Origin of the sequence: Enemella dayhoffiae, from assembly GCF_002250625.1 — a bacterium.
Classification (GTDB): Bacteria; Actinomycetota; Actinomycetes; order Propionibacteriales; family Propionibacteriaceae; genus Enemella; species Enemella dayhoffiae.
The window spans coordinates 46,829-70,575 of record NZ_NMVQ01000004.1 but is presented as its reverse complement, the minus strand read 5'-3'; the positions used below and the strand labels follow the sequence as shown (position 1 = coordinate 70,575).

24 protein-coding genes are annotated in these 23,747 nt (G+C 70.3%); 16 read left to right on the top strand and 8 right to left on the bottom strand.

The annotated features are described in order from the left end of the window. Positions 1-16: 16 nt before the first annotated feature. Positions 17-691, bottom strand: a complete 675-nt coding sequence (locus tag CGZ93_RS04210; RefSeq protein ID WP_094362900.1) for a helix-turn-helix domain-containing protein — start codon at positions 689-691, stop codon at positions 17-19. A 384-nt stretch (positions 692-1,075) separates the two neighbouring features. Here CGZ93_RS04210 and CGZ93_RS04205 point away from each other — a divergent pair, with 384 nt between their 5' ends. Then, a complete protein-coding gene (locus tag CGZ93_RS04205) occupies positions 1,076-2,350 on the top strand; it encodes a thymidine phosphorylase (protein WP_094362953.1) in 1,275 nt (424 codons plus the stop codon). Here CGZ93_RS04205 and CGZ93_RS04200 read toward each other — a convergent pair. After that, positions 2,340-3,584, bottom strand: a complete 1,245-nt coding sequence (locus CGZ93_RS04200; protein ID WP_094362899.1) for a DUF349 domain-containing protein — start codon at positions 3,582-3,584, stop codon at positions 2,340-2,342. The genes CGZ93_RS04205 and CGZ93_RS04200 overlap by 11 nt on opposite strands. Positions 3,585-3,700: 116 nt before the next feature. On the opposite strand from CGZ93_RS04200, the gene yczE reads away from it, so the two are divergent. Genes yczE through CGZ93_RS04180 form a run of 4 tightly spaced genes read left to right on the top strand, consistent with a single transcriptional unit; the run spans position 3,701 to position 6,965 of the window. After that, the gene (gene yczE, locus CGZ93_RS04195; protein WP_229117192.1) at positions 3,701-4,324 is read left to right on the top strand and encodes a membrane protein YczE; all 624 of its coding nucleotides are present in this window, start codon (positions 3,701-3,703) and stop codon (positions 4,322-4,324) included. An 11-nt stretch (positions 4,325-4,335) separates the two neighbouring features. After that, positions 4,336-5,037 carry an MBL fold metallo-hydrolase gene (locus CGZ93_RS04190; RefSeq protein WP_094362897.1) on the top strand — a complete coding sequence of 234 codons (702 nt, stop codon included), beginning with the start codon at positions 4,336-4,338 and terminating at the stop codon, positions 5,035-5,037. 9 nt (positions 5,038-5,046) lie between these two features. Further along, positions 5,047-6,396: a histidine--tRNA ligase gene (hisS, locus tag CGZ93_RS04185; RefSeq protein WP_094362896.1), complete on the top strand. Its 1,350-nt coding sequence runs from the start codon at positions 5,047-5,049 to the stop codon at positions 6,394-6,396. Further along, positions 6,393-6,965 carry a hypothetical protein gene (locus CGZ93_RS04180; RefSeq protein WP_094362895.1) on the top strand — a complete coding sequence of 191 codons (573 nt, stop codon included), beginning with the start codon at positions 6,393-6,395 and terminating at the stop codon, positions 6,963-6,965. The genes hisS and CGZ93_RS04180 overlap by 4 nt, the downstream gene beginning before the upstream one ends. Before the next feature lie 9 nt (positions 6,966-6,974). Here CGZ93_RS04180 and CGZ93_RS04175 read toward each other — a convergent pair whose 3' ends face one another. Beyond that, complete coding sequence (locus CGZ93_RS04175) at positions 6,975-7,937, bottom strand: hypothetical protein (RefSeq protein WP_141211070.1); 963 nt, start codon at positions 7,935-7,937, stop codon at positions 6,975-6,977. A gap of 158 nt (positions 7,938-8,095) precedes the next feature. Between CGZ93_RS04175 and aspS the strand changes: the two genes are divergently transcribed. Then, positions 8,096-9,940 (top strand): aspartate--tRNA ligase, encoded by a 1,845-nt coding sequence (aspS, locus tag CGZ93_RS04170; protein ID WP_094362893.1) that lies wholly within the window; start codon positions 8,096-8,098, stop codon positions 9,938-9,940. Positions 9,941-9,949: 9 nt separating this feature from the next. Here aspS and CGZ93_RS04165 read toward each other — a convergent pair whose 3' ends face one another. The 4 genes from CGZ93_RS04165 to CGZ93_RS04155 form a co-directional block, all read right to left on the bottom strand. Further along, positions 9,950-10,204: a YdcF family protein gene (locus CGZ93_RS04165; protein ID WP_094362892.1), complete on the bottom strand. Its 255-nt coding sequence runs from the start codon at positions 10,202-10,204 to the stop codon at positions 9,950-9,952. A 7-nt stretch (positions 10,205-10,211) separates the two neighbouring features. Continuing rightward, positions 10,212-10,397 carry a hypothetical protein gene (locus CGZ93_RS18265; protein WP_141211069.1) on the bottom strand — a complete coding sequence of 62 codons (186 nt, stop codon included), beginning with the start codon at positions 10,395-10,397 and terminating at the stop codon, positions 10,212-10,214. A gap of 5 nt (positions 10,398-10,402) precedes the next feature. Further along, a complete protein-coding gene (locus CGZ93_RS04160) occupies positions 10,403-10,936 on the bottom strand; it encodes a YbhB/YbcL family Raf kinase inhibitor-like protein (protein WP_094362891.1) in 534 nt (177 codons plus the stop codon). A gap of 65 nt (positions 10,937-11,001) precedes the next feature. Next, entirely contained in the window at positions 11,002-11,508 is a 507-nt protein-coding gene (locus CGZ93_RS04155; RefSeq protein WP_094362890.1) for a YdcF family protein, read from the bottom strand. A 132-nt stretch (positions 11,509-11,640) separates the two neighbouring features. Between CGZ93_RS04155 and CGZ93_RS04150 the strand changes: the two genes are divergently transcribed. From CGZ93_RS04150 to aroB, 10 genes are all read left to right on the top strand, one after another. Beyond that, positions 11,641-13,122: a glutamate-cysteine ligase family protein gene (locus CGZ93_RS04150; protein ID WP_094362889.1), complete on the top strand. Its 1,482-nt coding sequence runs from the start codon at positions 11,641-11,643 to the stop codon at positions 13,120-13,122. 19 nt (positions 13,123-13,141) lie between these two features. Beyond that, complete coding sequence (locus CGZ93_RS04145) at positions 13,142-14,515, top strand: replication-associated recombination protein A (RefSeq protein WP_094362888.1); 1,374 nt, start codon at positions 13,142-13,144, stop codon at positions 14,513-14,515. 55 nt (positions 14,516-14,570) lie between these two features. After that, positions 14,571-14,849 carry a hypothetical protein gene (locus CGZ93_RS04140; protein WP_094362887.1) on the top strand — a complete coding sequence of 93 codons (279 nt, stop codon included), beginning with the start codon at positions 14,571-14,573 and terminating at the stop codon, positions 14,847-14,849. Positions 14,850-15,005: 156 nt separating this feature from the next. After that, complete coding sequence (gene alaS / locus CGZ93_RS04135) at positions 15,006-17,696, top strand: alanine--tRNA ligase (RefSeq protein WP_094362886.1); 2,691 nt, start codon at positions 15,006-15,008, stop codon at positions 17,694-17,696. A gap of 121 nt (positions 17,697-17,817) precedes the next feature. Then, a complete protein-coding gene (gene ruvX / locus CGZ93_RS04130) occupies positions 17,818-18,294 on the top strand; it encodes a Holliday junction resolvase RuvX (RefSeq protein ID WP_094362885.1) in 477 nt (158 codons plus the stop codon). Next, a complete protein-coding gene (gene mltG / locus CGZ93_RS04125) occupies positions 18,291-19,409 on the top strand; it encodes an endolytic transglycosylase MltG (RefSeq protein ID WP_141211068.1) in 1,119 nt (372 codons plus the stop codon). Before ruvX ends, mltG begins: the two co-directional genes overlap by 4 nt. Then, the gene (locus CGZ93_RS04120) at positions 19,403-20,221 is read left to right on the top strand and encodes a shikimate dehydrogenase (RefSeq protein WP_229117190.1); all 819 of its coding nucleotides are present in this window, start codon (positions 19,403-19,405) and stop codon (positions 20,219-20,221) included. Before mltG ends, CGZ93_RS04120 begins: the two co-directional genes overlap by 7 nt. A 13-nt stretch (positions 20,222-20,234) precedes the next feature. Next, positions 20,235-21,431, top strand: a complete 1,197-nt coding sequence (gene aroC, locus CGZ93_RS04115) for a chorismate synthase (protein WP_094362882.1) — start codon at positions 20,235-20,237, stop codon at positions 21,429-21,431. After that, the gene (locus CGZ93_RS04110) at positions 21,428-21,934 is read left to right on the top strand and encodes a shikimate kinase (RefSeq protein WP_094362881.1); all 507 of its coding nucleotides are present in this window, start codon (positions 21,428-21,430) and stop codon (positions 21,932-21,934) included. Before aroC ends, CGZ93_RS04110 begins: the two co-directional genes overlap by 4 nt. Next, positions 21,931-23,019: a 3-dehydroquinate synthase gene (aroB, locus tag CGZ93_RS04105; protein ID WP_094362880.1), complete on the top strand. Its 1,089-nt coding sequence runs from the start codon at positions 21,931-21,933 to the stop codon at positions 23,017-23,019. Before CGZ93_RS04110 ends, aroB begins: the two co-directional genes overlap by 4 nt. Here aroB and CGZ93_RS04100 read toward each other — a convergent pair. Then, entirely contained in the window at positions 22,994-23,737 is a 744-nt protein-coding gene (locus CGZ93_RS04100; RefSeq protein WP_094362879.1) for an SDR family NAD(P)-dependent oxidoreductase, read from the bottom strand. The two genes, aroB and CGZ93_RS04100, sit on opposite strands and share 26 nt — an antisense overlap. Between the last annotated feature and the right edge of the window lie 10 nt (positions 23,738-23,747).

The following is a 23,747-nucleotide window of genomic DNA, read 5'->3' as shown; positions in this document are numbered from 1 at the left end:
GCCGAGTGCTGGCGGCTCAGGCGGCGCACACGCACTGGCACGGGCAGTCGGCGCCGCACACGATCGTCTCCTCACAGTCGATCAGGCAGGTGCAGTCCTCCCAGACGGTGGGCTTCAATCGACTGCGAATGGCCGCCGAGCGCGCCTCCCGCTCGGCCCGCAGCTCCGCCTTGCGCCGCCGCAGGTGCTCGGCCACCTCGTCCACGGTCGGGTGGCCGGGGGCCGCGCCGCCCTCCTCGCGCAATGCGTCCCGCCGCGGCCGTCTCGGTGCCCCCACCGGCGGCAGATCGAGATCCCCCCGCCACACCAACCGCTCCGGATGATGGATCTCCACGTCCAGATGCGCCGGAAACAGCCGATACCCCCGATCCCGGATCAGCCCGTGCGAATCAAGGATCGGCACGAACCCGCCCTTCCTGTCGATCAGCACCGGCCGCCAGCCGGCCAGCGCACAGGCGGTGATCAGTTGTCCCACCTGCATGTCTCGCTCACCCGTCTCCCACGCCGCCACCAGGGACTGGCTCGTGTCCAGTCGGTCAGCCAGTTCACGCTGACTCAGATCAAGCCGTCGACGCAGCGTCCTGAGGAGGTCACCCACTACAAGGCGTTGCCGGTGCCCGTGCCGGACACCAGATGGTGGGTCAGGTTGGGCTGAAGCCTGGCTACCGGGGCCGTCGCCGTGGTCGGTCATACCTCTACCAATGGCGCCAAATCATCGAATCGTACACCCGCCTGTGAGTTTTCCACAGCGTCGGCTGCACTCCCTCACCCTGTGGACGAAACCGATGCACTCTTGACCACGGGGTGTGGTCAAGGCGGGTTTTGACCACGGGGTGTGGTCAAGGCGGGTTTTGACCACGGGGTGTAGTCAAGGCGGGTTTTGACCACGGGGTGTGGTCAAGAGTGCACACACTGCGAGCAGTACCCCAGGGGCGAGGCAGGGAGACGGTCCGGCGACCTGGGGGGCGACTTGGCGCCGCGCTGGCGAGCGACGGGTGCGCGGCTCGGACGGTCAGCAGACCAAACCGCGACGATTCGCCAGAGCCCGACGCAGCACTAGTCTGCTGGGGTGAGCATGGATGTGGTGGACCTGATTCGGACCAAGCGCGATGGTGGCACCTTGTCGCCCGAGCAGATCGACTGGGTGATCGACGCCTACACCAACGGCACGGTCGCCGACTATCAGATGTCGGCGCTCGCCATGGCCATCCTGATCCGCGGGATGGACCGCGAGGAGATCTCCCGCTGGACCGCGGCGATGATCGCCTCTGGAGAGCGGATGGACTTCTCCCGGCTCCGCTGGCCGACCGCCGACAAGCACTCGACCGGCGGGGTGGGGGACAAGATCACCCTGCCGCTCGCCCCGCTCGTCGCCGTCTTCGACGTTGCGGTACCTCAGCTGTCCGGACGGGGCCTCGGCCACACCGGCGGCACCCTGGACAAGCTCGAGGCCATCCCCGGCTGGCGCGCCGACCTCACCAACGAGCAGATGTTCGAACAGCTGAACACGATCGGCGCGGTCATCTGCGCGGCCGGCTCCGGTCTGGCCCCGGCCGACAAGAAGCTGTACGCCCTGCGCGACACCACTGGCACGGTCGAGGCGATCCCGCTCATCGCCAGCTCGATCATGAGCAAGAAGATCGCCGAGGGGACCGGTGCTCTGGTGCTCGACGTCAAGGTCGGCTCCGGCGCGTTCATGAAGAATCTGGACAACGCCAGGAGCCTTGCCGAGACGATGGTCGACCTGGGCCGGGACGCCGACGTGAACACCGTCGCCCTGCTCACCAACATGGACACCCCGCTGGGGCTGACCGCCGGCAACGCCCTCGAGGTCCGCGAATCGGTTGAGGTGCTTGCCGGGGGCGGCCCGGCCGACGTGGTCGAGCTGACCGTCGCCCTGGCCAAGGAGATGCTCTCAGCCGCCGGCAAACCCGACGTCGACCCCGCGCCCGCTCTGCAGGACGGCCGCGCAATGGACGTCTGGCGCCGGATGATCAGCGCCCAGGGCGGCGACCCCGACGCGCCCCTCCCAGCAGCCGAACACACCCACACCGTCACCGCCGAGCAGGACGGCTACCTGACCCGGATGGACGCCCTCGGGGTCGGGGTCGCCGCCTGGCGCCTCGGTGCCGGTCGCGCCCGCAAGGAGGATCAGGTCCAGGCCGTGGCCGGTGTCGAGTTGCACGCCAAGCGGGGCGACCACGTGAGCAGAGGCCAGCAGCTGTTCACCCTGCACACCGCCACGCCCGAGCGGTTCGAGCGCGCGCTGGAGTCCCTCAGGGGAGCGGTGGCGTACGCCGATCAGCCCCCGCAGGTCGACCCGATCATCCTCGGCCGAGTCAGCCGCTGAAGTCCTCGACGGCCTTCTCCGCCTGCTCCAGCCAGCTGCGATAGGTCTCGGCGGCGTCGCGATGCTCCTTGGCCTTGCGCGCGTCCCCGCGGGCCTCGGCCTTGGCGGCCTTCTCCAGCAGCTGATCGATCTGTGCCTGCAGCTTGTTGGCGGTGTCGCTGGCGCGCTGCCGCGCCTCCGGGTTGGTCCGGCGCCACTGCTCGTCCTCCGCCTCGCGGATCGCCGACTCCAGCGCGCGAACCCGGTTGTCCAGCGGCCGGATCGCGTCCCGCGGCACCTTTCCGAGGGCGCTGAATCTCTCCAGGAAATCCCGGTACGCCGCCTTCGACGCGGCCAGGTCGCGCACCGGCACGACCGTCTTCTCGGCCTCGTCGAGCAGCGCCTCCTTGGCCTCCTGGTTGCCCTTGAACTCGGCGTCCTGCTCGCTCATCGCGGCACTGCGCGCGGCGAAGAACTGATCCTGGATCCCGCGGAACTTCTGCCACAGCTGCTCGTCCACCTCGCGCGGCGCCGACCCGGCCGCCTTCCAGCGCTGCATCAGCTCGCGGAATGCCCCGGCCGTCGGTCCCCAGTCGGTGGACGCTGCCAGCGGCTCGGCCTCGGCGATGATCCGCTCCTTCACCGACCTCGCCTCCTCGCGCTGGGTGGCCTGCTGGGCGAACTGCTGCTTGCGGCGGCGGGTGTACTGGGTGCGCGCACTGGAGAACCGGTGCCACAACTCGTCGTCGGTGTGCCGGTCGATCCGCGGCAGCGCCTTCCACTCGTCCAGCAGCCCCCGGAACCGGTTCACCCCGCCGCGCCAGTCGTTGCCGGCGGCCAGCTTCTCGGCCTCGGCGACCATCTTCTCCTTGGTCGCCTTCGTCTGCTCGTTCTGCTGGGCACGCTCGGCCTTCTTGGCGGCGGCCTGCTCACCGATCAGCCCGGTCAGCGCGGTCACCTTCGCGGTCAGTGCCTCGAGGTCGCCAACGGCGTTGGCCTGGGGGATCGACTCCTGCAGCGCGGCCACCGACTTGCGGGCCTCCTCCGGCGACATCGTGCCCGCCCGGACCCGGGAGGCGAGCAGGTCGACCTCCACCTCCAGACTCTGGTACCGGCGTACGAAGAACGCCAACGCCTCTTCCCCGGACACGTCGGGCACCTGGCCGACGGCCCGTTCCCCCTCAGCGGTGCGGACATGGACGGTGCCGTCGTCGTCGACCCGGCCGAACGCGGCGGGACCTGCTGCTTCACTCATGCGCCATATCTTGCCGCATCGACCGGCCGAGGGCACGGGCGTGGGATTCCGCGGGACCGCCCGCTCCCCAGTGAGATGGCCCGGTTGCCGTGCCGGGCGTACGCGAGACTGGCCGCATGGTGCGCCGACTGATCCAGCTCTATCTGGGCGTCGCGCTGTATGGATTTTCGCTGGCGCTGACGGTCCGGGCGAACCTTGGCCTGTCGCCGTGGGACGTGTTCCACCAGGGCGTCGCCCAACGGATCGGTTGGCGGATCGGCACCGTGCTGATCGTCACCTCGCTGGCGGTGCTGCTGCTGTGGATCCCGCTGCGGCAACGCCCCGGCCTGGGCACCATCTCCAACGCCGTGCTGGTGGGCGTGGCGATGAATGCCACCCTCGACGTCCTCCCGCCCGCGCAGACCTGGTGGTGGCGGGCCATCCTGCTCGTCGCCGGGGTGGTGCTCAACGGGTTCGCCACCGCCGCCTACATCGGCGCTCGGCTCGGGCCGGGCCCGCGCGACGGTCTGATGACCGGTCTGGTCGGGCGGACCGGGCGCAGCGTACGCCTGATCCGGACCGGCATCGAGGTCGTCGTGCTGGCGATCGGCTGGCTGCTCGGTGGCACCGTCGGCATCGGCACCCTGGCGTACGCCTTCGGCATCGGCCCGATCACCCACTTCTTCATGCCGCTGCTGGTGGCCCCCCAGAAACCGCCGCCGCAGGTCGACCCCGAACACTTCGCGCCGGCGAACGATTAGACTCACCCCTCGTGTTGATCGCATCCTTCCCGGCCGGGCCGTTCCAGACGAACTGCTATGTCGTCGCGCCCGAGGCTGGCGGAGAGTGCGTGATCATCGACCCCGGGATGGGCGCCACCGACTCGGTGCTGCAGGTGCTGCGGGCCCAGCGGTTGACCGCCGTCGCGGTGCTGATCACCCACGGCCACCTCGACCACGTCTGCTCGGTGACCGAGTTGTGCGACAGGCTCGACGTTCCGGCGTACATCCACCCGGGCGACCGCGCGATGCTGTCGCAGAGCTTCGACGACTTCGCCCGCCTGGGCATGGCGGACATGCTGAGCGAGCTCGTCGGCGCCGACGCGCTGATCGAACCCGGGCGGGTGATCGACCTGGTCGACGGCGAGCCGGTCGAGCTGGCCGGGTTGCGGTTCACCCCGCGGCACGCGCCCGGGCACACCCCCGGCTGCACCCTGCTGGAGGTGCCGTACGCCGCGGCCGAGGGGATCGACCGCGTCGTCTTCTCCGGCGACGTGCTGTTCGCCGGGTCGGTCGGGCGCACCGACCTGGCCGAGGGTGACCACCCGATCATGCAGCGCTCGCTGCGGGAGGTGGTGCTCGCCCTGCCCGACAGCAGCGCCGTGCTCAGCGGGCACGGCGGACAGACGACCATGGCCCGGGAGCGGGCCACCAACCCCTACCTCCAGCCGGGCGCGCTCGGCGCCGGTGCCTGAGGAGTCATCTTGAGCCGACCCAAGCCGATCTCCGGCTATCCGGAATTCCTGCCCAGCGGGCGAATCGTCGAGCAGCAGGTGTTGGACATCCTGCGCGAAACCTTCGAGCTGCACGGATTCGCCTCGATCGAGACCCGGGCTATGGAGCCGCTGGAGGTGCTCTCGCGCAAGGGTGAGATCACCAAGGAGATCTTCACGGTACGCCGGCTGCACGCCGAGGCCGAGGAGCCGAACGCCGCCGATCAGCTGGCCCTGCACTTCGACCTGACCGTGCCGTTCGCCCGCTATGTGCTCGAGCACGGCGGTCACCTGGCGTTCCCGTTCCGCCGCTATCAGATGCAGAAGGTGTGGCGCGGAGAGCGCCCCCAGGAGGGGCGCTATCGCGAGTTCCTGCAGGCCGACATCGACATCGTGGGCGCCGAAAACCTGGCCACCCACCACGACGTGGAGATTCCGCTGGTTGCGCTGGAGGCGTTCGAGCGGCTGCACACCGAGCTCGGCCTGCCGCCGGTGGTGATGCACGTGAACAACCGCAAGCTGCTGCAGGGGTTCTATGAGGGGCTCGGCATCACCGACACCGCGGCGGCCCTGCAGCGGGTCGACAAGTACGACAAGATCGGCGGACCAGCTGTCGCCGAGCTGCTCACCGGCGAACTCCGACTGACCGACGAGGTCGCCGCCCAGTGTGTCGCCATCGCCGGGATCTGCACCGCTGACACCTCCTTCGTCGACCAGGTCCGCGCCCTGGGCGTCGAGAATCCCTTGCTGGATGAAGGATTGGCCGAGCTGGCCGAGGTGGTACGGGTGGCCCAGGAGGCGGTGCCGGGGCGGCTGGTGGCCGATCTGAAGATCGCCCGGGGGCTCGACTACTACACCGGCACCGTCTATGAGACCGAGCTGGTCGGTCACGAGAAGATGGGCTCGGTCGCCTCCGGCGGACGCTACGACTCGTTGGCCAGCGACGGCAAGGTCACCTATCCCGGCGTCGGCTATTCCTTCGGTGTCACGCGAATTCTGGCCCCGCTGCTGAACCGGGGCACGCTCACCGCGACCCGCAGCGTACCGACCTGTGTCCTCGTCGCCGTCGACTCCGAGGACACCCGGGCCGCCGCGATCTCCACCGCACAAAGGCTTCGGGCGCGCGGCATCTCGGCAGAGGTCGCTCCGAAGGCGGACCGGTTCGGCAAGCAGATCAAGTATGCCGATCGCCGCGGTATCCCGTTCGTCTGGTTCGGTTCCGGCGCGGACGCTGGAACCGAGCAGGTGAAGGACATCCGCTCCGGCGACCAGGTCGACGCCGACCCCAACAGCTGGCTGCCGCCGGCCGAGGACCTGCACGCGCGGGTGGTTTCCGGATGAGCGAGGGCACCATCGATCCCGACGGCACGCTGACGCTGCGGTTCCAGACCGACCCCGGCCGGGAGTTCGCCGCGCGGCTGCGACACCAGGTGAACCCGCGGACCGGGATCGTCTGTGGGCTGGTGTTCTGCGCCGCGCTGTTCCTGGTCGCGGTGCAGTTGCTGTTCCGGGTGGCGCCGAGCGTGATCGCGCTGGGGCTGATGGCCGCCAGCGTGGTCGTCTATCTGGTGGCGGCGCTGCGGGCGCGGGCGGCCGACGGTGGCGGACACCGTCGCAAGGTGGTGCTGGACGAGCGCGGGATCGCCGTCGCCGACGGCCAGGGCAACCCCCGGGCGTACGCCTGGGACCGGTTCACCCGCTGGCTGGAGGACGACGGCGAGTTCGTGGTGGTCTCCCGGGTGCCGCGGCAGCCGGTGGTGGCGCTGGTGCTGCCGACCACCGGTACCGACTTCGACGACGAGTTGCGCGACCTGCTGCACGCCGCGATCGACCCCGACGACGAGCCGATCGAGGAGGCGTTCACCGAGATGGACTGGGACGAGGAGCCCGAGCGCCGCCGCGAGACCTGAGCGGCGCGCTCAGGGCAACTCGAGCCGGTCGATCACCACCGTCGTCTTGCTGACCGACAGGTTGAGTCCGTCGACCGGGATGAACTTCCGTTCCCTGCCGTCGACGGCGAACTCCAGCGCGGCGCGGAACCGGTCCGCGCGATCGCCCGCGAGCGCGACCAACGCGGCCTCGCACGCCTTGAAGGTTGGTGAGTTCTTGTCCACCTTGCCCAGGTGGCACTCGAAGGAGGTCACCCCGCTGCCGGAGGCGGGAAACGCCTTGATCTTCGCGGCACCGGAGGTGCACTCGAAGCGTCCCGGCTGCGGGCTGCACGTCCAGCCGAGCGGGACCAGCGGTCCGCCGATGGTGGGACCCGGGTTCGTGAAGCTGCCCCGCTCCGGGACCGGAACGACACCGTAGGCCATCGCCGTGGCGTCCCGGGAATACTCCGAGGGGTGCTCCAGCTTCACTATTCCCCAGCCGGTCGCCACCTCCTGCTCGCCGTTGACGGCGAGTGCCTGGGAGGCGTCGGTGATCTTCGCCGCCTCAGGTCCGGTGGCCTGGGCGACCAGCGCCAGCGACTTGGCGAAGACCGCATCGGTGGTCCCGCCCGAGCTGGCGTCGACCTCGAGGGCGGCCCGGCGCAGCGCCCCGGATTCATCGAGGACGTAGCGCAACTCCAGCTCACCGGATCCGCCCTCGATCGGGCTTCGGTAGCAGCCGACGAAGGTCGGGGACCGGGTGACCTCGAAGCACTCGACTCCGTCGGCCTTCATGGCGGTCGCGATGGGACCGGTGGCGTACGCCGGTTGCCAGGCGCCCGCGGCGGGGGCGGACGGTTTCACCGGCGTCACCGTCGGTGAGGGGGAGGGCGGCGGGCTCGGGGCGGGGCCGGTCGACGGGGACACCGGTCCGCCGCCGCCGCCACAACCGCTGAGTCCGAGCAGCACGAGCGCGAGACCCGCCGTGCCGAGAATGGGGGAACTGTGCATGGTGCCTCCATCAAGGGATTATGAGAATACAAGCATTGTGCTGGTGGTGGGGGTCAAGCGGCAGAACTGGTTCGCCTCGGCGTACGCCCTGAACTAGGCTGGATCGCGTTGTCCGGAACCGCACCGTCCATGCGGGCTCCACCAGAAGGGAATATCTCGTGCTCCGTACCCACGCCGCCGGCACCCTGCGCTCCGCCGACCTCGGCCAGACCGTCACCCTCGCCGGGTGGGTCGCCAAACGTCGAGACCACGGCGGGGTCGCGTTCATCGACCTGCGCGACGCGTCGGGGGTGTGCCAGGTCGTGGTCCGCGACGAATACCTCGAATCGGCCGGGATCCACGACCTGCGCAACGAGTTCTGCGTGAAGGTGACCGGCGTGGTCGAGGCGCGCAGCCCGGAGAACGTGAACCCGAATCTCCCCACCGGCGAGGTCGAGATCGTGATCCGCGAGCTGGAGGTGCTGAACCCCGCCGCACCGCTGCCGTTCCAGATCGATGAGCGGATCAGCGTCGGCGAGGAGGCCCGGCTCAAGTACCGCTACCTGGACCTGCGCCGTCGCGCCTCCGGTGATGTGATCCGGCTGCGCAGCAAGGTGAACGCTGCCGCCCGGAAAGTGTTGGGGGACAGGGATTTCGTCGAGATCGAGACCCCGACGCTGACCCGTTCCACCCCCGAGGGTGCGCGCGACTTCCTGGTGCCGGCGCGCCTGTCGCCCGGTTCCTGGTACGCCCTCCCGCAGTCCCCGCAGCTGTTCAAGCAGCTGCTGATGGTCGGCGGCATGGAGCGCTACTACCAGATCGCGCGCTGCTATCGCGACGAGGACTTCCGCGCCGACCGGCAGCCCGAGTTCACCCAGCTGGACATCGAGATGAGCTTCGTCGACCAGGACGACATCATCGAGCTCGGCGAGGCCCTGGTGACCGAGATCTGGAAGCTCAAGGGGGTGGAGCTGCAGACCCCGTTCCCGCGGATCACCTACCGCGACGCGATGGACCAGTACGGCTCCGACAAGCCCGACCTGCGCTTCGACAACAAGCTGGTCGAGGTCACCGACTTCTTTGCCGACACACCGTTCCGCGTGTTCCAGGCCGACTACGTCGGCGCTGTCGTGATGCCCGGTGGCGCCTCGCAGCCGCGGCGCACCTTCGATGCCTGGCAGGAGTGGGCCAAGCAGCGCGGAGCGAAGGGACTGGCGTACGTGACCGTGTCGGAGACCGGAGAACTGGGCGGCCCGGTCGCCAAGAACATCTCCGAGACCGAGCGGGCCGGCCTGGCCGAGCTGGTCGGCGCCAAGCCCGGCGACTGCATCTTCTTCGGTGCCGGAAAACGCAAGCAGGCACAGGAACTGCTCGGTGCGGCGCGCCTCGAGATCGCTCGGCGGACCGGCCAGATCCCGTCGACAGGCTCAGGGAGCGAGTGGTCGTTCCTGTGGGTGGTCGACGCGCCGCTGTTCGAACCCGCCTCGGACGCGGTGGCCGCGGGTGACGTCGCCGTCGGCGCCGGTGCCTGGACCGCGGTGCACCACGCGTTCACCTCGCCCAGGCCCGAGTGGCTGGACAGCTTCGACACCAACCCCGGCGAGGCGTTGGCGTACGCCTATGACATGGTCTGCAACGGCAACGAGATCGGCGGCGGCTCGATCCGTATCCACCGCCGTGACGTGCAGGAGCGCGTGTTCGCCGTGATGGGGCTGAGCCAGGAGGAGGCCCAGGAGAAGTTCGGCTTCCTGCTGGACGCGTTCGCCTTCGGCGCCCCGCCGCACGGTGGTATCGCCTTCGGCTGGGACCGGATCGTCTCCCTGCTCGCCGGTACCGACTCGATTCGCGACACGATCGCGTTCCCGAAGTCCGGCGGCGGTTACGACCCGCTCACCCAGGCGCCGGCCCCGATCACCGCGCAGCAACGCAAGGAGGCCGGCGTCGACTTCAAGCCCGAGGCCAAGAAGGATCAGGGGCCGAAGGATCAGGTGCCGACCCAGGCGCAGTCCGCCGACGAGTCCTGAGCGGCGCCCTCACCCGAGGGCGACGGCCAGCGGGAACGGGAGCGCGATCAGCGCCCACAGCAGGGCGTACTGGATCCGGCGCTCGTTGACCACGGCGACGAACTCGCGCAGCATCGCGCTGGGCCAGTAGTAGCGCGCGGTTCGCGATCCGACCGCGTGCGCGGGCAGGCCCAGCCCGCGGGCGTACATCGCCGCTCGCATCGCGTGGAAATCGCTGGTGACGATCAGCATCCGGGTGCTCAGCGGCGGCTCGACCCACGGCAACCGCGGCTCAGGGCTTGCCGCGGCACCCGCCCCGCAGCGGGAAGGCCGTGCGCAGGCCCAACGTGGCGACAACAGCCAGTGCTGCTCCCGGGCTCCCAGCGAACACTCCGCTCACCGGCAGGGTGTACAGCCCCGCTGCGATCGCGAGGGCGATATCGGCCCACAGCGGCCAGCGACCCCGGACCGGGGTCATCGCACTCAGTGGCCGAAGGTCGGCACGATCCACCCGCGGCCGATCACGTGTCCGAACATCAGGAAGTTCAGCTTCGCCGGGGTGTCCTCGGCGGTGACGTCGAGGGAGTCGACGTCGAGCGCGTGCACCACGAAGAAGTAGCGGTGGTCCCCGTGTCCGGGCGGGGGAGCGGCACCCAGATAGCCGGCCATGCTGGCGTCGTTGTTCAGGGTCAGCGCACCCTGGGGCAAAGTCGGGTTGTCCTTGTCGCCTGCGCCGGTGGCCAGCTCGGAGGTGTCGGCGGGTAGATTCGCGACGGCCCAGTGCCACCAACCGGACTGGGTCGGAGCGTCGGGGTCGAAACAGGTCACCACGAAGCTCTTGGTGCCCTCGGGGGCGCCGGACCAGGCGAGCTGGGGCGACACGTCCTCACCGCCTGGTACGCCCATGGCGCCGGATCGGTGTGCCTCGGGCATCTGCTGACCGTCGGCGATGTCTGAGCTCGTCACGTCGAACCGCGGGACGTCGGGCAGTTTGGCGAAGGGGGAATTCTCGGTCATCGTCGCACCTTTCGTTCGGGGTCGGTCTCGAATCGCAACTGTAACCGGGTGACCGTCGATCGGGATCAGGCGCCCGGCGTACGCTGACCCGGCAGCAGCAGCGCGGGAAACGCGACCAGCTCGCGCAGAAGCGCGGGCACCAGGGTCGCGCGAGGCGTGGGGGCGGCCGCCGTCGCCGCCCGCCAGCCAAGGAGTCGCAACATCAGCCGGACCCGCGGCAGGTGATAGTCGCTGCTGATGATCAGCACGTGGGCGGAACCCGCGATCAGCGGGCGGGAGAACTGCAGGTTCTGCCATGTGTTCACCGAGCGGTCCTCCAGCACCGTCCGCTCCCACTCGAGGCCGTGCTCGAGGAGCCAGTCCCGCATCGCCGCGGCCTCGGAGGGCCGGCCCGGGCGCGCCCGACCACCCGACAGCACGAGCACCGGCTCGTTTCCCCGTCGCTGCTCGTCTCGCAGCCTGGCGACGGACGCCTCCAACCGCCGCTCCAGAACCGGCATCACCCTGCCGCCATGCAATGCGTTCCCCAGAACGACGAGCGCGTCGACCGGTTTTCGAGAGACAGCTGGCATGCGACCAATCTTTGCGCATCCGACGGCGGCCGCCCCGCCAGCCGCCCACGCCGGCGAACGGCGGGAGCGTGCGGGTGCCACTGCGTCCCGGCTAGGCTGAGACCGACCTCACACAGAGCCGTCGGAGGCACCATGGGCAAGGATGTCGGCCAGGCACAGTACAGCCGGGAGCAGCGTCAGCAGTTCCGGCGCAAGGTGCGCCGTGGGCTGGACGCGTTCGAGCAGATGCTGGCGCAGCGTCACTTCGACTCCGAACGCCCGCTGACCGGCCTGGAGATCGAGCTGAACCTGGTCAACGAGCAGGGCCGGCCGAGCTTCCACAACGCTGAAGTGCTGGCTGAGATCGCCGACCCTGACTATCAGACCGAGCTCGCCCGGTTCAACATCGAGCTCAACGTCGCCCCGCGTCCCCTGCCCGGTGACTCGGCCCTCGAACTCGAGGAGCTGCTCCGCGGATCGCTCAACCAGGCCGACCAGAGCGCCGGCCGGGTGGGCTCCCAGATCGCCATGGTCGGGATCCTGCCCACCCTGCGGGTGAGCGACTTCGACGGCGACTGGATCAGCGCCAACACCCGCTACACCGCCCTCAACGACTCCATCTTCGTCGCCCGCGGCGAGGACATCGAGCTTGACATCGAGGGCCCCGACGGCGAGCGGCTGCAGGCCTGCGCCGACTCGATCGCCCCCGAATCCGCCTGCACCTCGGTCCAACTGCACCTGCAGGTGTCGCCCGCCGACTTCGCACCGCACTGGAACGCCGCCCAGGCGCTCAGCGGCCCGCAGGTCGCCCTGGCCGCCAACTCACCCTTCTTCGACGGCAGGCGGCTGCACGCCGAGACCCGGATCGAGCTGTTCCGCCAGGCCACCGACACCCGTCCGGTCGAACTGAAGAACCAGGGTGTACGCCCCCGCGTCTTCTTCGGCGAACGCTGGGTCACCTCGATCTTCGACCTGTTCGAGGAGAACGTGCGCTGGTTCCCGGCCCTGCTGGCCGAGGTCGACGAGGAGGACCCGCTCGACGTCCTCGCCGCCGGGGGTACGCCATCGCTGGCCGAGCTGTGCCTGCACAACGGGACGATCTATCGCTGGAACCGGCCGATCTATGCCGTGGTGAGGGAGCAACCGCACCTGCGGGTGGAGAACCGCGTGCTGCCCGCCGGGCCGACCATCCTCGACACGATGGCGAATGCGGCGTTCTACTACGGTGCCGTGCACTCCCTGGTCGAATCCGACCGGCCCGTCTGGTCGCGGCTCAGCTTCGCCGCCGCCGAGGACAATTTCCACCAGTGCGCCGAGCTGGGCCTGGACGCCGAGGTCTACTGGCCGTCCTTCGGTGAGCTGGGCGTCGACGAACTGGTGCTGCGCCACCTGCTCCCGCTGGCCCAGCAGGGACTGCAGGCGTGGGGAGTGTCCGCCGGGGTGATCGACCGCTACCTCGAGGTGATCGAGGGGCGTTGCAAGACCGGCGTCAACGGCGCGGTCTGGCAGACCCGCACGGTGGCCGCCCTCGAGGAGCAGGGCAGGAGCCGCGAGGACGCCCTCGCCGAGATGATGGCGCGCTATCTGGAGCACATGCACACCAACGAACCGGTGCACAGCTGGCCGCTGCCGTGAGGGCGGGTAACCTCGGACGGTGACCGAGGACCTGTTCGGCAACGTGACCGAAACCGTGGCCCAGCGGGAGACCGGTGGCAGCCTCAGCGGGACCGACCACGCCGGAGCCCCGCTGGCGGTGCGGCTGCGCCCGCGCACCGTGGACGAGATCGTGGGCCAGCAACACCTGCTGGCACAGGGATCCCCGTTGCGTCGTCTCGCCTCCGGTCAGGCCGTGATGAGCGTCTTCCTGTGGGGGCCGCCGGGAGTGGGCAAGACGACCATCGCCTCGGTGGTGTCCCGGTCCAACGATGCCAGGTTCGTCGAGATCTCCGCGGTCACCGCAGGCGTCAAAGAGGTGCGCCAGGTCCTCGACACCGCCCGGCGGGACCTGGCCCGCGGACAGCGCACCGTGCTGTTCGTCGACGAGGTGCACCGGTTCTCCAAGGCCCAGCAGGACGTGCTGCTGCCGGCGGTGGAGAACCGCATCGTCACCCTGATCGCCGCGACCACGGAGAACCCGAGCTTCTCGGTGATCTCTCCGCTGCTGTCCAGATCACTTCTGCTCACCCTGCGCCCGCTCACCGATGCGGACATCGACACCCTGATCGACCGCGCACTGGCCGACGAGCGAGGTCTGCGGACGGCCGCGGGGGAGCGGTACACCCTCGCCGACGAGGCCCGCGCCGCGATCGTCCGGATGGCCGGCGGGGACGCGCGTCGGGTGCTCACCTTCCTGGAGGAGGCCGCTGCCGGTGCCGAGGCTGCCGGCGGCAGCGAGATCACCCTGGAGGCCGTCGAGCGGGCGGTGGACAGGGCAGCGGTGCGCTACGACAGGGACGGCGACCAGCACTACGACGTGATCTCGGCGTTCATCAAGTCGATGCGCGGTTCCGATGTGGACGCCTCGCTGCACTATCTGGCACGAATGATCTCCGCCGGTGAGGATCCCCGGTTCATCGCCCGCCGGTTGGTGATCCTGGCCAGTGAGGACATCGGGATGGCCGACTCGAGCGTGCTGCAGACCTGTGTCGCGGCCGCTCAGGCGGTGCAGTTGATCGGCATGCCGGAAGCGCGGATCAACCTCGCCCACGCGGTGGTCGCCTGTGCCCTGGCGCCGAAGTCGAATGCGGCGTACGTGGGGTTGAACAAGGCGATGGCCGATGTCGAGTCGGGCCGGATCGGGCTGGTGCCGATCCACCTGCGGGATGGACACAACGCGAGCGCGCGAGGTCTCGGCCACGGCAAGGGCTACCGCTACGCCCACGACCACGAGCGCGGTGTGGCGCGCCAGCAGTACCTGCCCGACGAGTTGGCCGACGCCCGCTACTACGAGCCCACCGACCACGGCCACGAGGCCACGATGCAGCAGCGCCTGGAGATCATCAATCATCTGCTGGGCAGGTATTCCTGAGCCGTCGTCGGTGGCGGGTCCACCGCCCCCATCCGGATCAACTACCCTGACGCTCATGTTCCGCACCATCCGCCGACTCTCGCTGTTCCTGCTCGGCTTCGTCTCCGGCGCCTGGTTCGTCGCCCGCGGGCGGGAAAAGGCAAAGGAGTACGCCAATCAGGCACCCCGGGCGGTCGCCCGTCAGGTCGGCCGGGAGCTGGTGGACACCACCGTCAAGGTGCAGGCCCGCGTCGCCGAGGTCGCCGATGCCGTCCGCGAGGGCGCCGAGCAGCGCCGCGAGGAACTGCGGCGCACCGAGTACACCCCGGCGGATCACCCGTCCACGCGCCCCTGAGCCCCGCCGGCCGAGCTGTCCCCCGGGCGGCGGGCAGGGAACCGGGGCCGGGGACCTGCAGGGAACGTGATGACTGCCCCTCGGGTGGCGCGTTAGAGTTGGTGGTTGCGTCCCCGGGCGTACCCAGACCATTCCAGAGCACAGGACAGGGCAACCATGAAGACTGCCGATATCCGGCGCCGCTTCCTCGACTTCTTCGCCGCGCGCGGACACGCCGTGGTGCCGTCGGCCCCGCTGCTCTATCACGACCCCACGCTGCTGTTCATCAACGCCGGCATGGTGCCGTTCAAGCCCTATTTCACCGGTGCCGAGGAGGCGCCCTGGGATCGCGCGGCCAGCGTGCAGAAGTGCGTCCGCACCCTCGACATCGAGGAGGTCGGCAAGACCACCCGGCACGCCACCTTCTTCCAGATGAACGGCAACTTCTCCTTCGGCGACTATTTCAAGGCCGACGCGATCGCCTACGCCTGGGAACTGGTCACCAACGAGCAGCACAACGGTGGCCTGGGCTTCGACCCGGAGAAGGTGTGGGTGACCGTGCTCGGCGGCGGCTTCCACCCCGACTATCCCGACGGTGACACCAAGGCGCGCAAGCTGTGGCGCAAGGTCGGCGTGCCCGAGGACCACATCCAGAGCCGCGGCCTCAAGGACAACTACTGGCACATGGGTGTCCCCGGTCCTGGTGGCCCCTGCTCGGAGATCTACATCGACCGCGGCCCCGAATACGGGCCCGACGGCGGCCCCGAGGCCGACGAGGACCGCTTCCTGGAGATCTGGAACCTCGTCTTCCAGCAGGAGGAGCTGTCCGCGGTGCGCGCCAAGGACGACTTCGACGTCGCCGGGCCGCTGCCCACCAAGAACATCGACACCGGCATGGGCCTGGAGCGGGTCGCCTACCTGCTGCAGGGGGTGGACAACCTCTACGAGATCGACGAGGTCTATCCGGTCATCGAGCACGCCGCCGACCTGGCCCGCAAGCGCTACGGGGCGGACACCACCGACGACGTGCGGCTGCGGGTGGTCGGGGATCACGTCCGCGCCGGGCTGATGCTGATGACCGACGGGGTCACCCCGGGCAACGAGGCGCGCGGCTATGTGCTGCGCCGGCTGCTGCGCCGCAGCGTCCGCTCGATGCGGCTGCTCGGTGTCACCGACCCGGTGCTGCCGGAGCTGCTGCCGCTCAGCAGGGAGCTGATGAGCGAGTCCTATCCGGAGATCGACGACCAGTGGGAGCGCATCTCCACCGTCGCCTACGCCGAGGAGGACGCCTTCCGGCGCACCCTCAACGAGGGCACCCGGATCTTCGACCTGGCCGCCGACGACACGCGCAAGCAGGGCCAGCAGACCCTCTCGGGTGAGCGGGCGTTCCAGCTGCACGACACCTACGGCTTCCCGATCGACCTGACCCTGGAGATGGCGCACGAGCAGGGCCTGCAGGTCGACCGCGACACGTTCACCAGCCTGATGCAGCAGCAGCGCGACCGGGCGAAGGCCGATGCGCGGGCCAAGAAGGGCGGTGCCGCGAGCACCGAGGCGTACAAGTCGCTGCGGCACTCCGGTGAGACCCGCTTCCACGGCTACAACGAGCTGGCGGTGGAGTCGAAGGTGCTCGGCATGGTCGCCGACGGTCAACTGGTCAACGAGGCCAACCCCGGGGACATCGTCGAACTGGTGCTCGCCGACACCCCGTTCTATGCCGAGTCGGGAGGCCAGGACGCCGACCGCGGCAGCATCGACATCGGCAGCACCCGGCTCGACGTGCTCGACGTGCAGCGGCCCGTGCAGGGGCTCGTGGTGCACAAGGTCGAGGTCGGCGGCGGGTCGGTGCACACCGGCGACACCGCGCTGGCCCGCGTCGACGCGTTCCACCGGATGGGCGCCTGCCAGGCCCACTCGGCGACCCACATCATCCACGCCGTGCTGCGGGAGACCCTGGGGCCGACCGCGGTGCAGGCCGGCTCCTACAACAAGCCGGGCTATCTGCGGTTCGACTTCAACGCCAGCGGCGGGCTCAGCCCCGATCAGCGCGACCACATCGAGGGCCGCGCCAACGAGGCGATCCGCGACGACCTGGGCGTGACCCAGCAGGAGTTGCCGCTCGCCGAGGCGAAAGCGCTCGGGGCGATGGCGATGTTTGGCGAGAAGTATCCGGACCTGGTCCGGATGGTGGAGATGGGCGGCGCCTGGTCGCGCGAGCTGTGCGGCGGCACCCACGTGCAGCACTCCTCGCAGATCGGCATGCTCACCCTGCTCGGTGAGTCGTCGATCGGTTCGGGAGTACGCCGGGTCGAGGCCCTGGTCTCCACCGACGCGTTCAAGCACATGGCGGCCGAGCGGACCCTGGTCGGCAACCTCACCTCGATGCTCAAGGTGCGGCCCGAGCAGCTGACCGAGCGGATCGAGAAGCTGATGGTGCAGCTCAAGGACGCCGAGAAGCAGGTCCAGGCATACAAGTCGGCCGAGGTGCTGGCCGGGGCCAAGGGCATCGCCGACCAGGCCAAGGACGTGTTCGGGCTGGCGTTCGTCGGCCGGCACGTCGACGGCGTGTCCGGGGGAGACCTGCGCACCCTGGCGACCGAGGTGCGCGGCCGGCTCGGTGACCGCCCGGGTGTGGTCGCCCTCGCCGGGGGTACGCCGGACAAGCCAGCCCTGGTCGTCGCGACCACGGCGGCCGGTCGGGATCGCGGTCTGAAGGCCGGCGAGCTGGTCCGGCTGGGTTGTGAGCAGCTCGGCGGCAAGGGCGGCGGCAAGGACGACCTGGCCCAGGGCGGCGGCTCCGACGCCACCGCCATCCCGCGCGCGCTGGAGGCCATCGAGCACTCCGTCGGCCGCGTGGCCACCCGTTGAGTCCGTTGCTTCGTTCCGCGTGTCGAGGGGGGCGCACCGGCTTGGAGTTCCCCTCGACACGCGAGGGCATTGCTCCGCTCCGCTGCGCATGCCCTCGCTGCTCGGGGAACGGGGGGCAGGCGTGAGGCGCGGCGTACGGCTGGCCCTGGACTGGGGGGACGCCCGGATCGGGGTGGCGGCGTGCGACCCGGCCGGGACTCTGGCGTACCCCGTCGAAACCGTGCCGGGAAACCGGCACAGCCTGGACCGGATCGTGGCGCTGGTCGGCGAGTACGAACCGTTCGAGGTGGTCGTCGGCCTGCCGCGCTCGCTGTCCGGCGGCGAAGGGCCGGCGGCGATCAGGATCCGCGGACACGCAGCCGCGCTCGCCGAGCGCCTTGGTGAGGTTCAGGTACGCTTGCTCGACGAACGGCTGACCACCGTCAGCGCTGCTCGTACCCTCGCGCAGCGGGGACGGTCGGCTCGGCAACAGCGAGCGGTGATCGACCAGGTCGCGGCGGTGACCATCCTCGAGCAGGCGCTCGAGGCGGAACGCCGAACGGGACTGCCGCCCGGAGAGTTGCTGGGTGAACAGGGCGAACGAGGAGACCAGGGTTGAGCAGTCTGATGGATCCGGAGCACGAGCGCCGGAACTGGAGTGAGGTGGCGCGGCACGCCAAGAGCGCGTTCGCGGTGATCCTCTCCCTGGTGATCCTGGTCGGTGGCGGGCTCTTCGCCTACAACAAGGTGTCGTCCGCGGTGACCAGCGCCTTCGCCGTCGAGGACTATCCGGGCCCGGGGGACAAGGAGGTCTCGATCGAGATCCCGCAGGGCTCCACGGTCGACGAGATCGGCTCGATCCTCAAGGACCACGACGTGATCGCCTCGACCGACGCGTTCGACAAGGCGAAGACCAGCTTCCCCAACATCAACCAGCTGCAGGCCGGCATCTATGCGCTGAAGACCAAGATGCCCGCCCGCGACGCGATCCAGGCGATGCTGGACGCCGGCGTCAAGGGCGGCCGGAAGTTCCTGATCCGCGAGGGTCTGCGGATCGGCGAGCAGGTCACCGAGCTGTCCCGGCAGACCGCGATCCCCGAGGACAAGTATCGCGAGGTGCTGCCCAAGGGCGCCGAATACGGTCTGAGCCCCCTGGCGAACGGAAACCCCGAGGGTTTCCTGTTCCCCGACACCTACGAGATGTCCGGCAACGACCCGCGCGCGGCGTTGAAGCAGATGACCGCCAACTTCAACCGCAAGGCAGGCGAGGTCCAGCTGGAGGCCAAGGCGGCTCAGCTGAAGCGCAACCCCCGCGACCTGGTCATCGTCGCCTCCATCATCGAGGCCGAGGTACGCCGCCCCGAGGACCGGGCGAAGGTCGCCCGGGTGCTGTACAACCGTCTCGACTCGGGCATGAAGCTGCAGCTCGACACCACGGTCGAATACGCCAACAACAAGCCGCGCGGGGCGGGGGCCACCACCTCCGATGCGGAGCGGGCGAACCCGTCGCCCTACAACACCTACGTGCACGCGGGACTGCCGGCCGGACCGATCGGGGCCCCGGGCAAGCAGGCCCTGGAGGCCGCCGCCAACCCCGTGCCCGGCAACTGGAAGTTCTTCGTCGCGGTCAACCTGGACACCGGTGAGACGCTGTTCGCCGACGACTTCAACGGCCACCAGGCCAACGTGAAGAAGTTCCAGGAATGGTGCCAGGCCAACCCGGGCAAGTGCTGACCCCACGCTGCGCGGTGGTGGGTCACCCGGTGCAGCACTCGCTGTCACCGGCGATCCACCGGGCGGCGTACGCCCGGCTCGGACTCGACTGGAGGTTCGACCGCGTCGACGTGGCGCCGGGTGGGCTGCCCGACTTCGTCGCCGGCCTCGGCCCCGAATGGCGCGGGTTGAGCGTGACGATGCCGCACAAGGAGGACGCCGCGCGGCTCGGCGAGGGTGACGAGACCGTCGCCCTGACCGAGGTCGCGAACACGATCGTCCTCGGTGGCGATGGGCCGCAGGTCCGCAACACCGACGTGAGCGGTTTCCTGGTCGCGCTGCGCGCGCACGGGATCGACCGGCTCGACCGGGTCACCGTGGTCGGGAACGGCGCCACCGCCCGCAGCGCCGTTGCCGCGGTGGCCCGTCTGGGTGCCCGCGAGGTCAGCGTCCTGTGCCGTACGCCGCAGCGCGCCGAGTCGGTGCTCGCGCTCGCCGATCGGCTCGGGATGGCCGCCCGGGCGTCGGCACTGGGTGCCGGAGACCTCCCATCCGCCGACCTGCTGATCTCGACCGTCCCGGTCGACGGGGTGCTCGGCCGGCAGCAGGAACTGGCGCGCCGCGCGCCGGTCGTGTTCGACAGCGTCTATGACCCGTGGCCCACCCCGCTCGGCGAGGCGGCCGCCGCGCACGGCCGGCTGGCGCTGAGCGGGCTGGACCTGCTCGCCGGGCAGGCGGTCGAGCAGGTGCGCTGGTTCACCGGCACTCCGGTGGCGTTCGAGGTGGCCCGCGCCAGTGCGCAAGATGGGCTGAACCGCCACGTCGAGATCTGACAGGCTGGCCCTCATGCTGCGTTGGCTCACCGCCGGAGAATCACACGGCCCCGCCCTGGTCGGGACCCTGGAGGGTCTGCCCGCCCACGTGCAGGTCACCACGACCGACATCCAGGACGCGCTGGCGCGTCGTCGCCTGGGTCACGGCCGGGGTGCGCGCATGAAGTTCGAGGCCGACCAGGTGACGATCCTCGGCGGCGTACGCCACGGGGAGACCCTGGGCTCGCCGATCGCGATCCAGGTCGCCAACACCGAGTGGCCCAAGTGGGAGACGGTGATGGCGGCCGACCCGGTCGATGAGGCGGTGCTCGCCGAACAGGCCCGCAACAAGAAGCTCACCCGGCCCCGGCCGGGGCACGCCGATCTGGTCGGCATGCAGAAGTACGACTGGGACGAGGCCCGGCCGATCCTGGAACGCGCCTCCGCGCGGGAGACCGCGGCCCGGGTCGCGCTTGGCCGGGTCGCGCAGAACTTCCTCCAGCAGGCCTACGGGATCACCGTCTTCTCCCACGTCGTGGAGATCGCCACCGTTCGTACCCCCGCCGGGCTGCTGCCCGCCTTCGCCGACCTGGCCCGGATCGACGAGTCGCCGGTGCGCTGCGCCGACCCGGAGACCGAGCAGCGGATGATCGCCGAGATCGACCAGGCGCACAAGGACGGCGACACCCTCGGCGGGGTGGTGGAGGTGCTCGTGCACGGCGCCCCGCCCGGACTCGGCTCGCACACGATGGGCGACCGGCGGCTGGATTCCCGGCTCGCGGGTGCGCTGATGGGCATCCAGGCGATCAAGGGTGTCGAGGTCGGCGACGGGTTCGAGCTGGCCCGCAGCCGCGGCTCGGCCGCCCATGACGAGATCGTGCCCGGCACCGACGGGATCGCCCGCGCCGGCCACCGCGCCGGCGGTACCGAGGGCGGGATGAGCACCGGTGAGGTGCTCCGGGTCCGGGCCGCGATGAAGCCGATCGCCACCGTGCCGCGGGCGCTGCGGACCGTCGACACCAGCACCGGTGAGGAGGCCGTCGCGCACCACCAGCGCTCGGATGTGATCGCGGTCCCGGCCGCCGGTGTGGTCGCGGAGGCGATGGTCGCCCTGGTGCTCGCCGACGCCTGCCTGGAGAAGTTCGGCGGCGACTCGGTCGCCGAGACGAAGCGGAACGCCGAGGCGTACCTGGCCGATGTGGCCGCGCGCGGACTGGGGGTCGCTCGATGAGCGCGGAGAAGAACATCGTGATGATCGGCGCGCCCGGGTCGGGCAAGTCGACCATCGGGGTGGCGCTGGCCGCCGCGATCGAGGAGCCGTTCACCGATATCGACACGCTGATCGAACAGAGCGAGAACACCTCCATCCCCGACATCTTCGTCACCCGGGGTGAGACCGCGTTCCGCGAGCTGGAGGCCGCGCACACCGTCGACGCGCTGAACCGCCCCGGCGTGGTCGCCCTCGGTGGTGGGGCGATCCACAACGAGCGGATCCGGACCGCCCTGGTCGGGCACCATGTGGTCTGGCTGGAGTGCTCGGTGACCACGGCGGTGAGCCGGATCGGGCTGAACTCCTCGCGGCCGCTGCTGCTCGGCAACGTCCGCGGCACCCTGATCCAGCTGCTCGCCGAGCGCACCCCGCTCTACCGCGGTGCGGCCACGATCACGGTGAACACCGACGACCGCTCGCCCGATGAGGTGGTCGCGCTGGTCCGCGCGGAGCTGCACCGGTGAGGATCGCCGTCGAGGCCGAGCGGCCCTATGACGTGCTGGTCGGGCCCGGTGTGCTCGACGGGTTGGGGGAGTTGGTCGAGGGCAGTCAGCGGGTGGCGTTGTTGTACGCTCCGGCGCTCGCCGAGCGCGCGGCGGGCCTGGCCGCGACGCTCGACGCCGAGGTGCTGCCGATCGAGCTGCCGGACGCCGAGCAGGCGAAGACCGCCGACGTGCTCATCGAGTGCTGGGACCGGCTCGCCGCCGCCGGGTTCACCCGCTCCGACGCGGTGGTCGGATTCGGCGGGGGAGCGACCACCGACCTGGCCGGGTTCGTCGCGGCGAGCTGGCTGCGCGGGGTACGGCTGGTGACCGTGCCGACCACCGTGCTCGGCATGGTCGACGCCGCGGTCGGCGGCAAGACCGGGATCAACCTGGCCGCCGGGAAGAATCTGGTCGGCGCCTTCCACGAGCCCGCCGGGGTGCTCTGCGACCTGTCGCTTCTGGCCACCCTGCCGGCCGCCGATCTGCGCGCCGGGCTCGCCGAGGTGGTCAAGTGCGGCTTCATCGCCGACCCGGAAATCCTCACCCTGATTGAAGAAGCGCCGGCCGAGGCGCTCGATCCCAGCAGCGACCGGTTGGCCGAACTGATCACTCGCGGCATCCGGGTGAAGGCCGAGGTGGTCTCCGCCGACCTGCGCGAGGCGACCTCGGTCGGCGTGTCGGTGGGCCGCGAACTGCTGAACTACGGGCACACCCTGGGGCATGCGATCGAGCGGCGCGAGCAGTACCGCTGGCGGCACGGTGAGGCGATCAGCGTCGGGATGGTGTACGCCGCAGCGCTCGCCCACGGCCTGGGGTTGCTCGATGCCGAGACCACCGAACGACACCGCGCGGTGCTGGAACTGCTCGGGCTGCCGACGGGCTACGACCCCGACGCCTGGCCGGAGCTGCGCGAGGCGATGAGCCTGGACAAGAAGACCCGCGGCGCGCAGCTGCGGTTCGTGCTGCTCAACGGGCTGGCGTCCGCCGAGATCGTCGCCGGCCCCCGCGAGGACGCGCTCGCTGCGGCGTACGCCGAGGTCAGCGGCCACCCGCCACGCGGATGATCGTGCCGGTGGTGTAGGACGCCTCCGGTGACATCAGGTACGCCACGGCGGGTGCGATCTCGGCGACCTCGCCGACCCGGCCCATCGGCACCAGCGGACCGACGCGTTCGATCCGGCCCGGCACGTGGATGTCGGTGCGGACGGTGCCCGGGGCGACCGCGTTCACCCGGATGCCCTCGCCGGCGACCTCGATCGCCAGGCCGAGGGTGAGCATGTCCACCCCCGCCTTGGCGGCCGCGTAGTGCACGTACTCGTGTGCCGAGCCGATGGTCGCGGCCGCGGAGGAGATGTTGACGATCGACCCGCCCGGGCCGCCGCGGGCGGTGCTCAGCACCTGCACGGCGCGCCGGGCGCACAGGATCGCCGCGGTCAGGTTGAGCTCCAGCACCGCGCGGATCGACTCCTCGTCGGTATCGGCCAGATCGGCGCTGGTGAGCGTCGCGCCGGCATTGTTGACCAGGCCGGTCACCGGACCGAGCCGCTCGGCGGTGGTCGCGAACAGGGCGTCGATCGCGGCACCGTCGGTGACGTCGCAGGCCTGGGCGTACGCCCGGCCACCGGCCTGCTCGATCTCGGCGACCACCCGCTCGGCCTCCTCGGCGGCGCTGCGATAGGCCACGGCCACCGCGTGACCCCGGCGCCCGAGTTCACGGCAGATGCCGGCCCCGATGCCGCGCGAGCCGCCGGTGACGATCGTGACCCGATCCGCTGCGTCCATGCCCGGACTC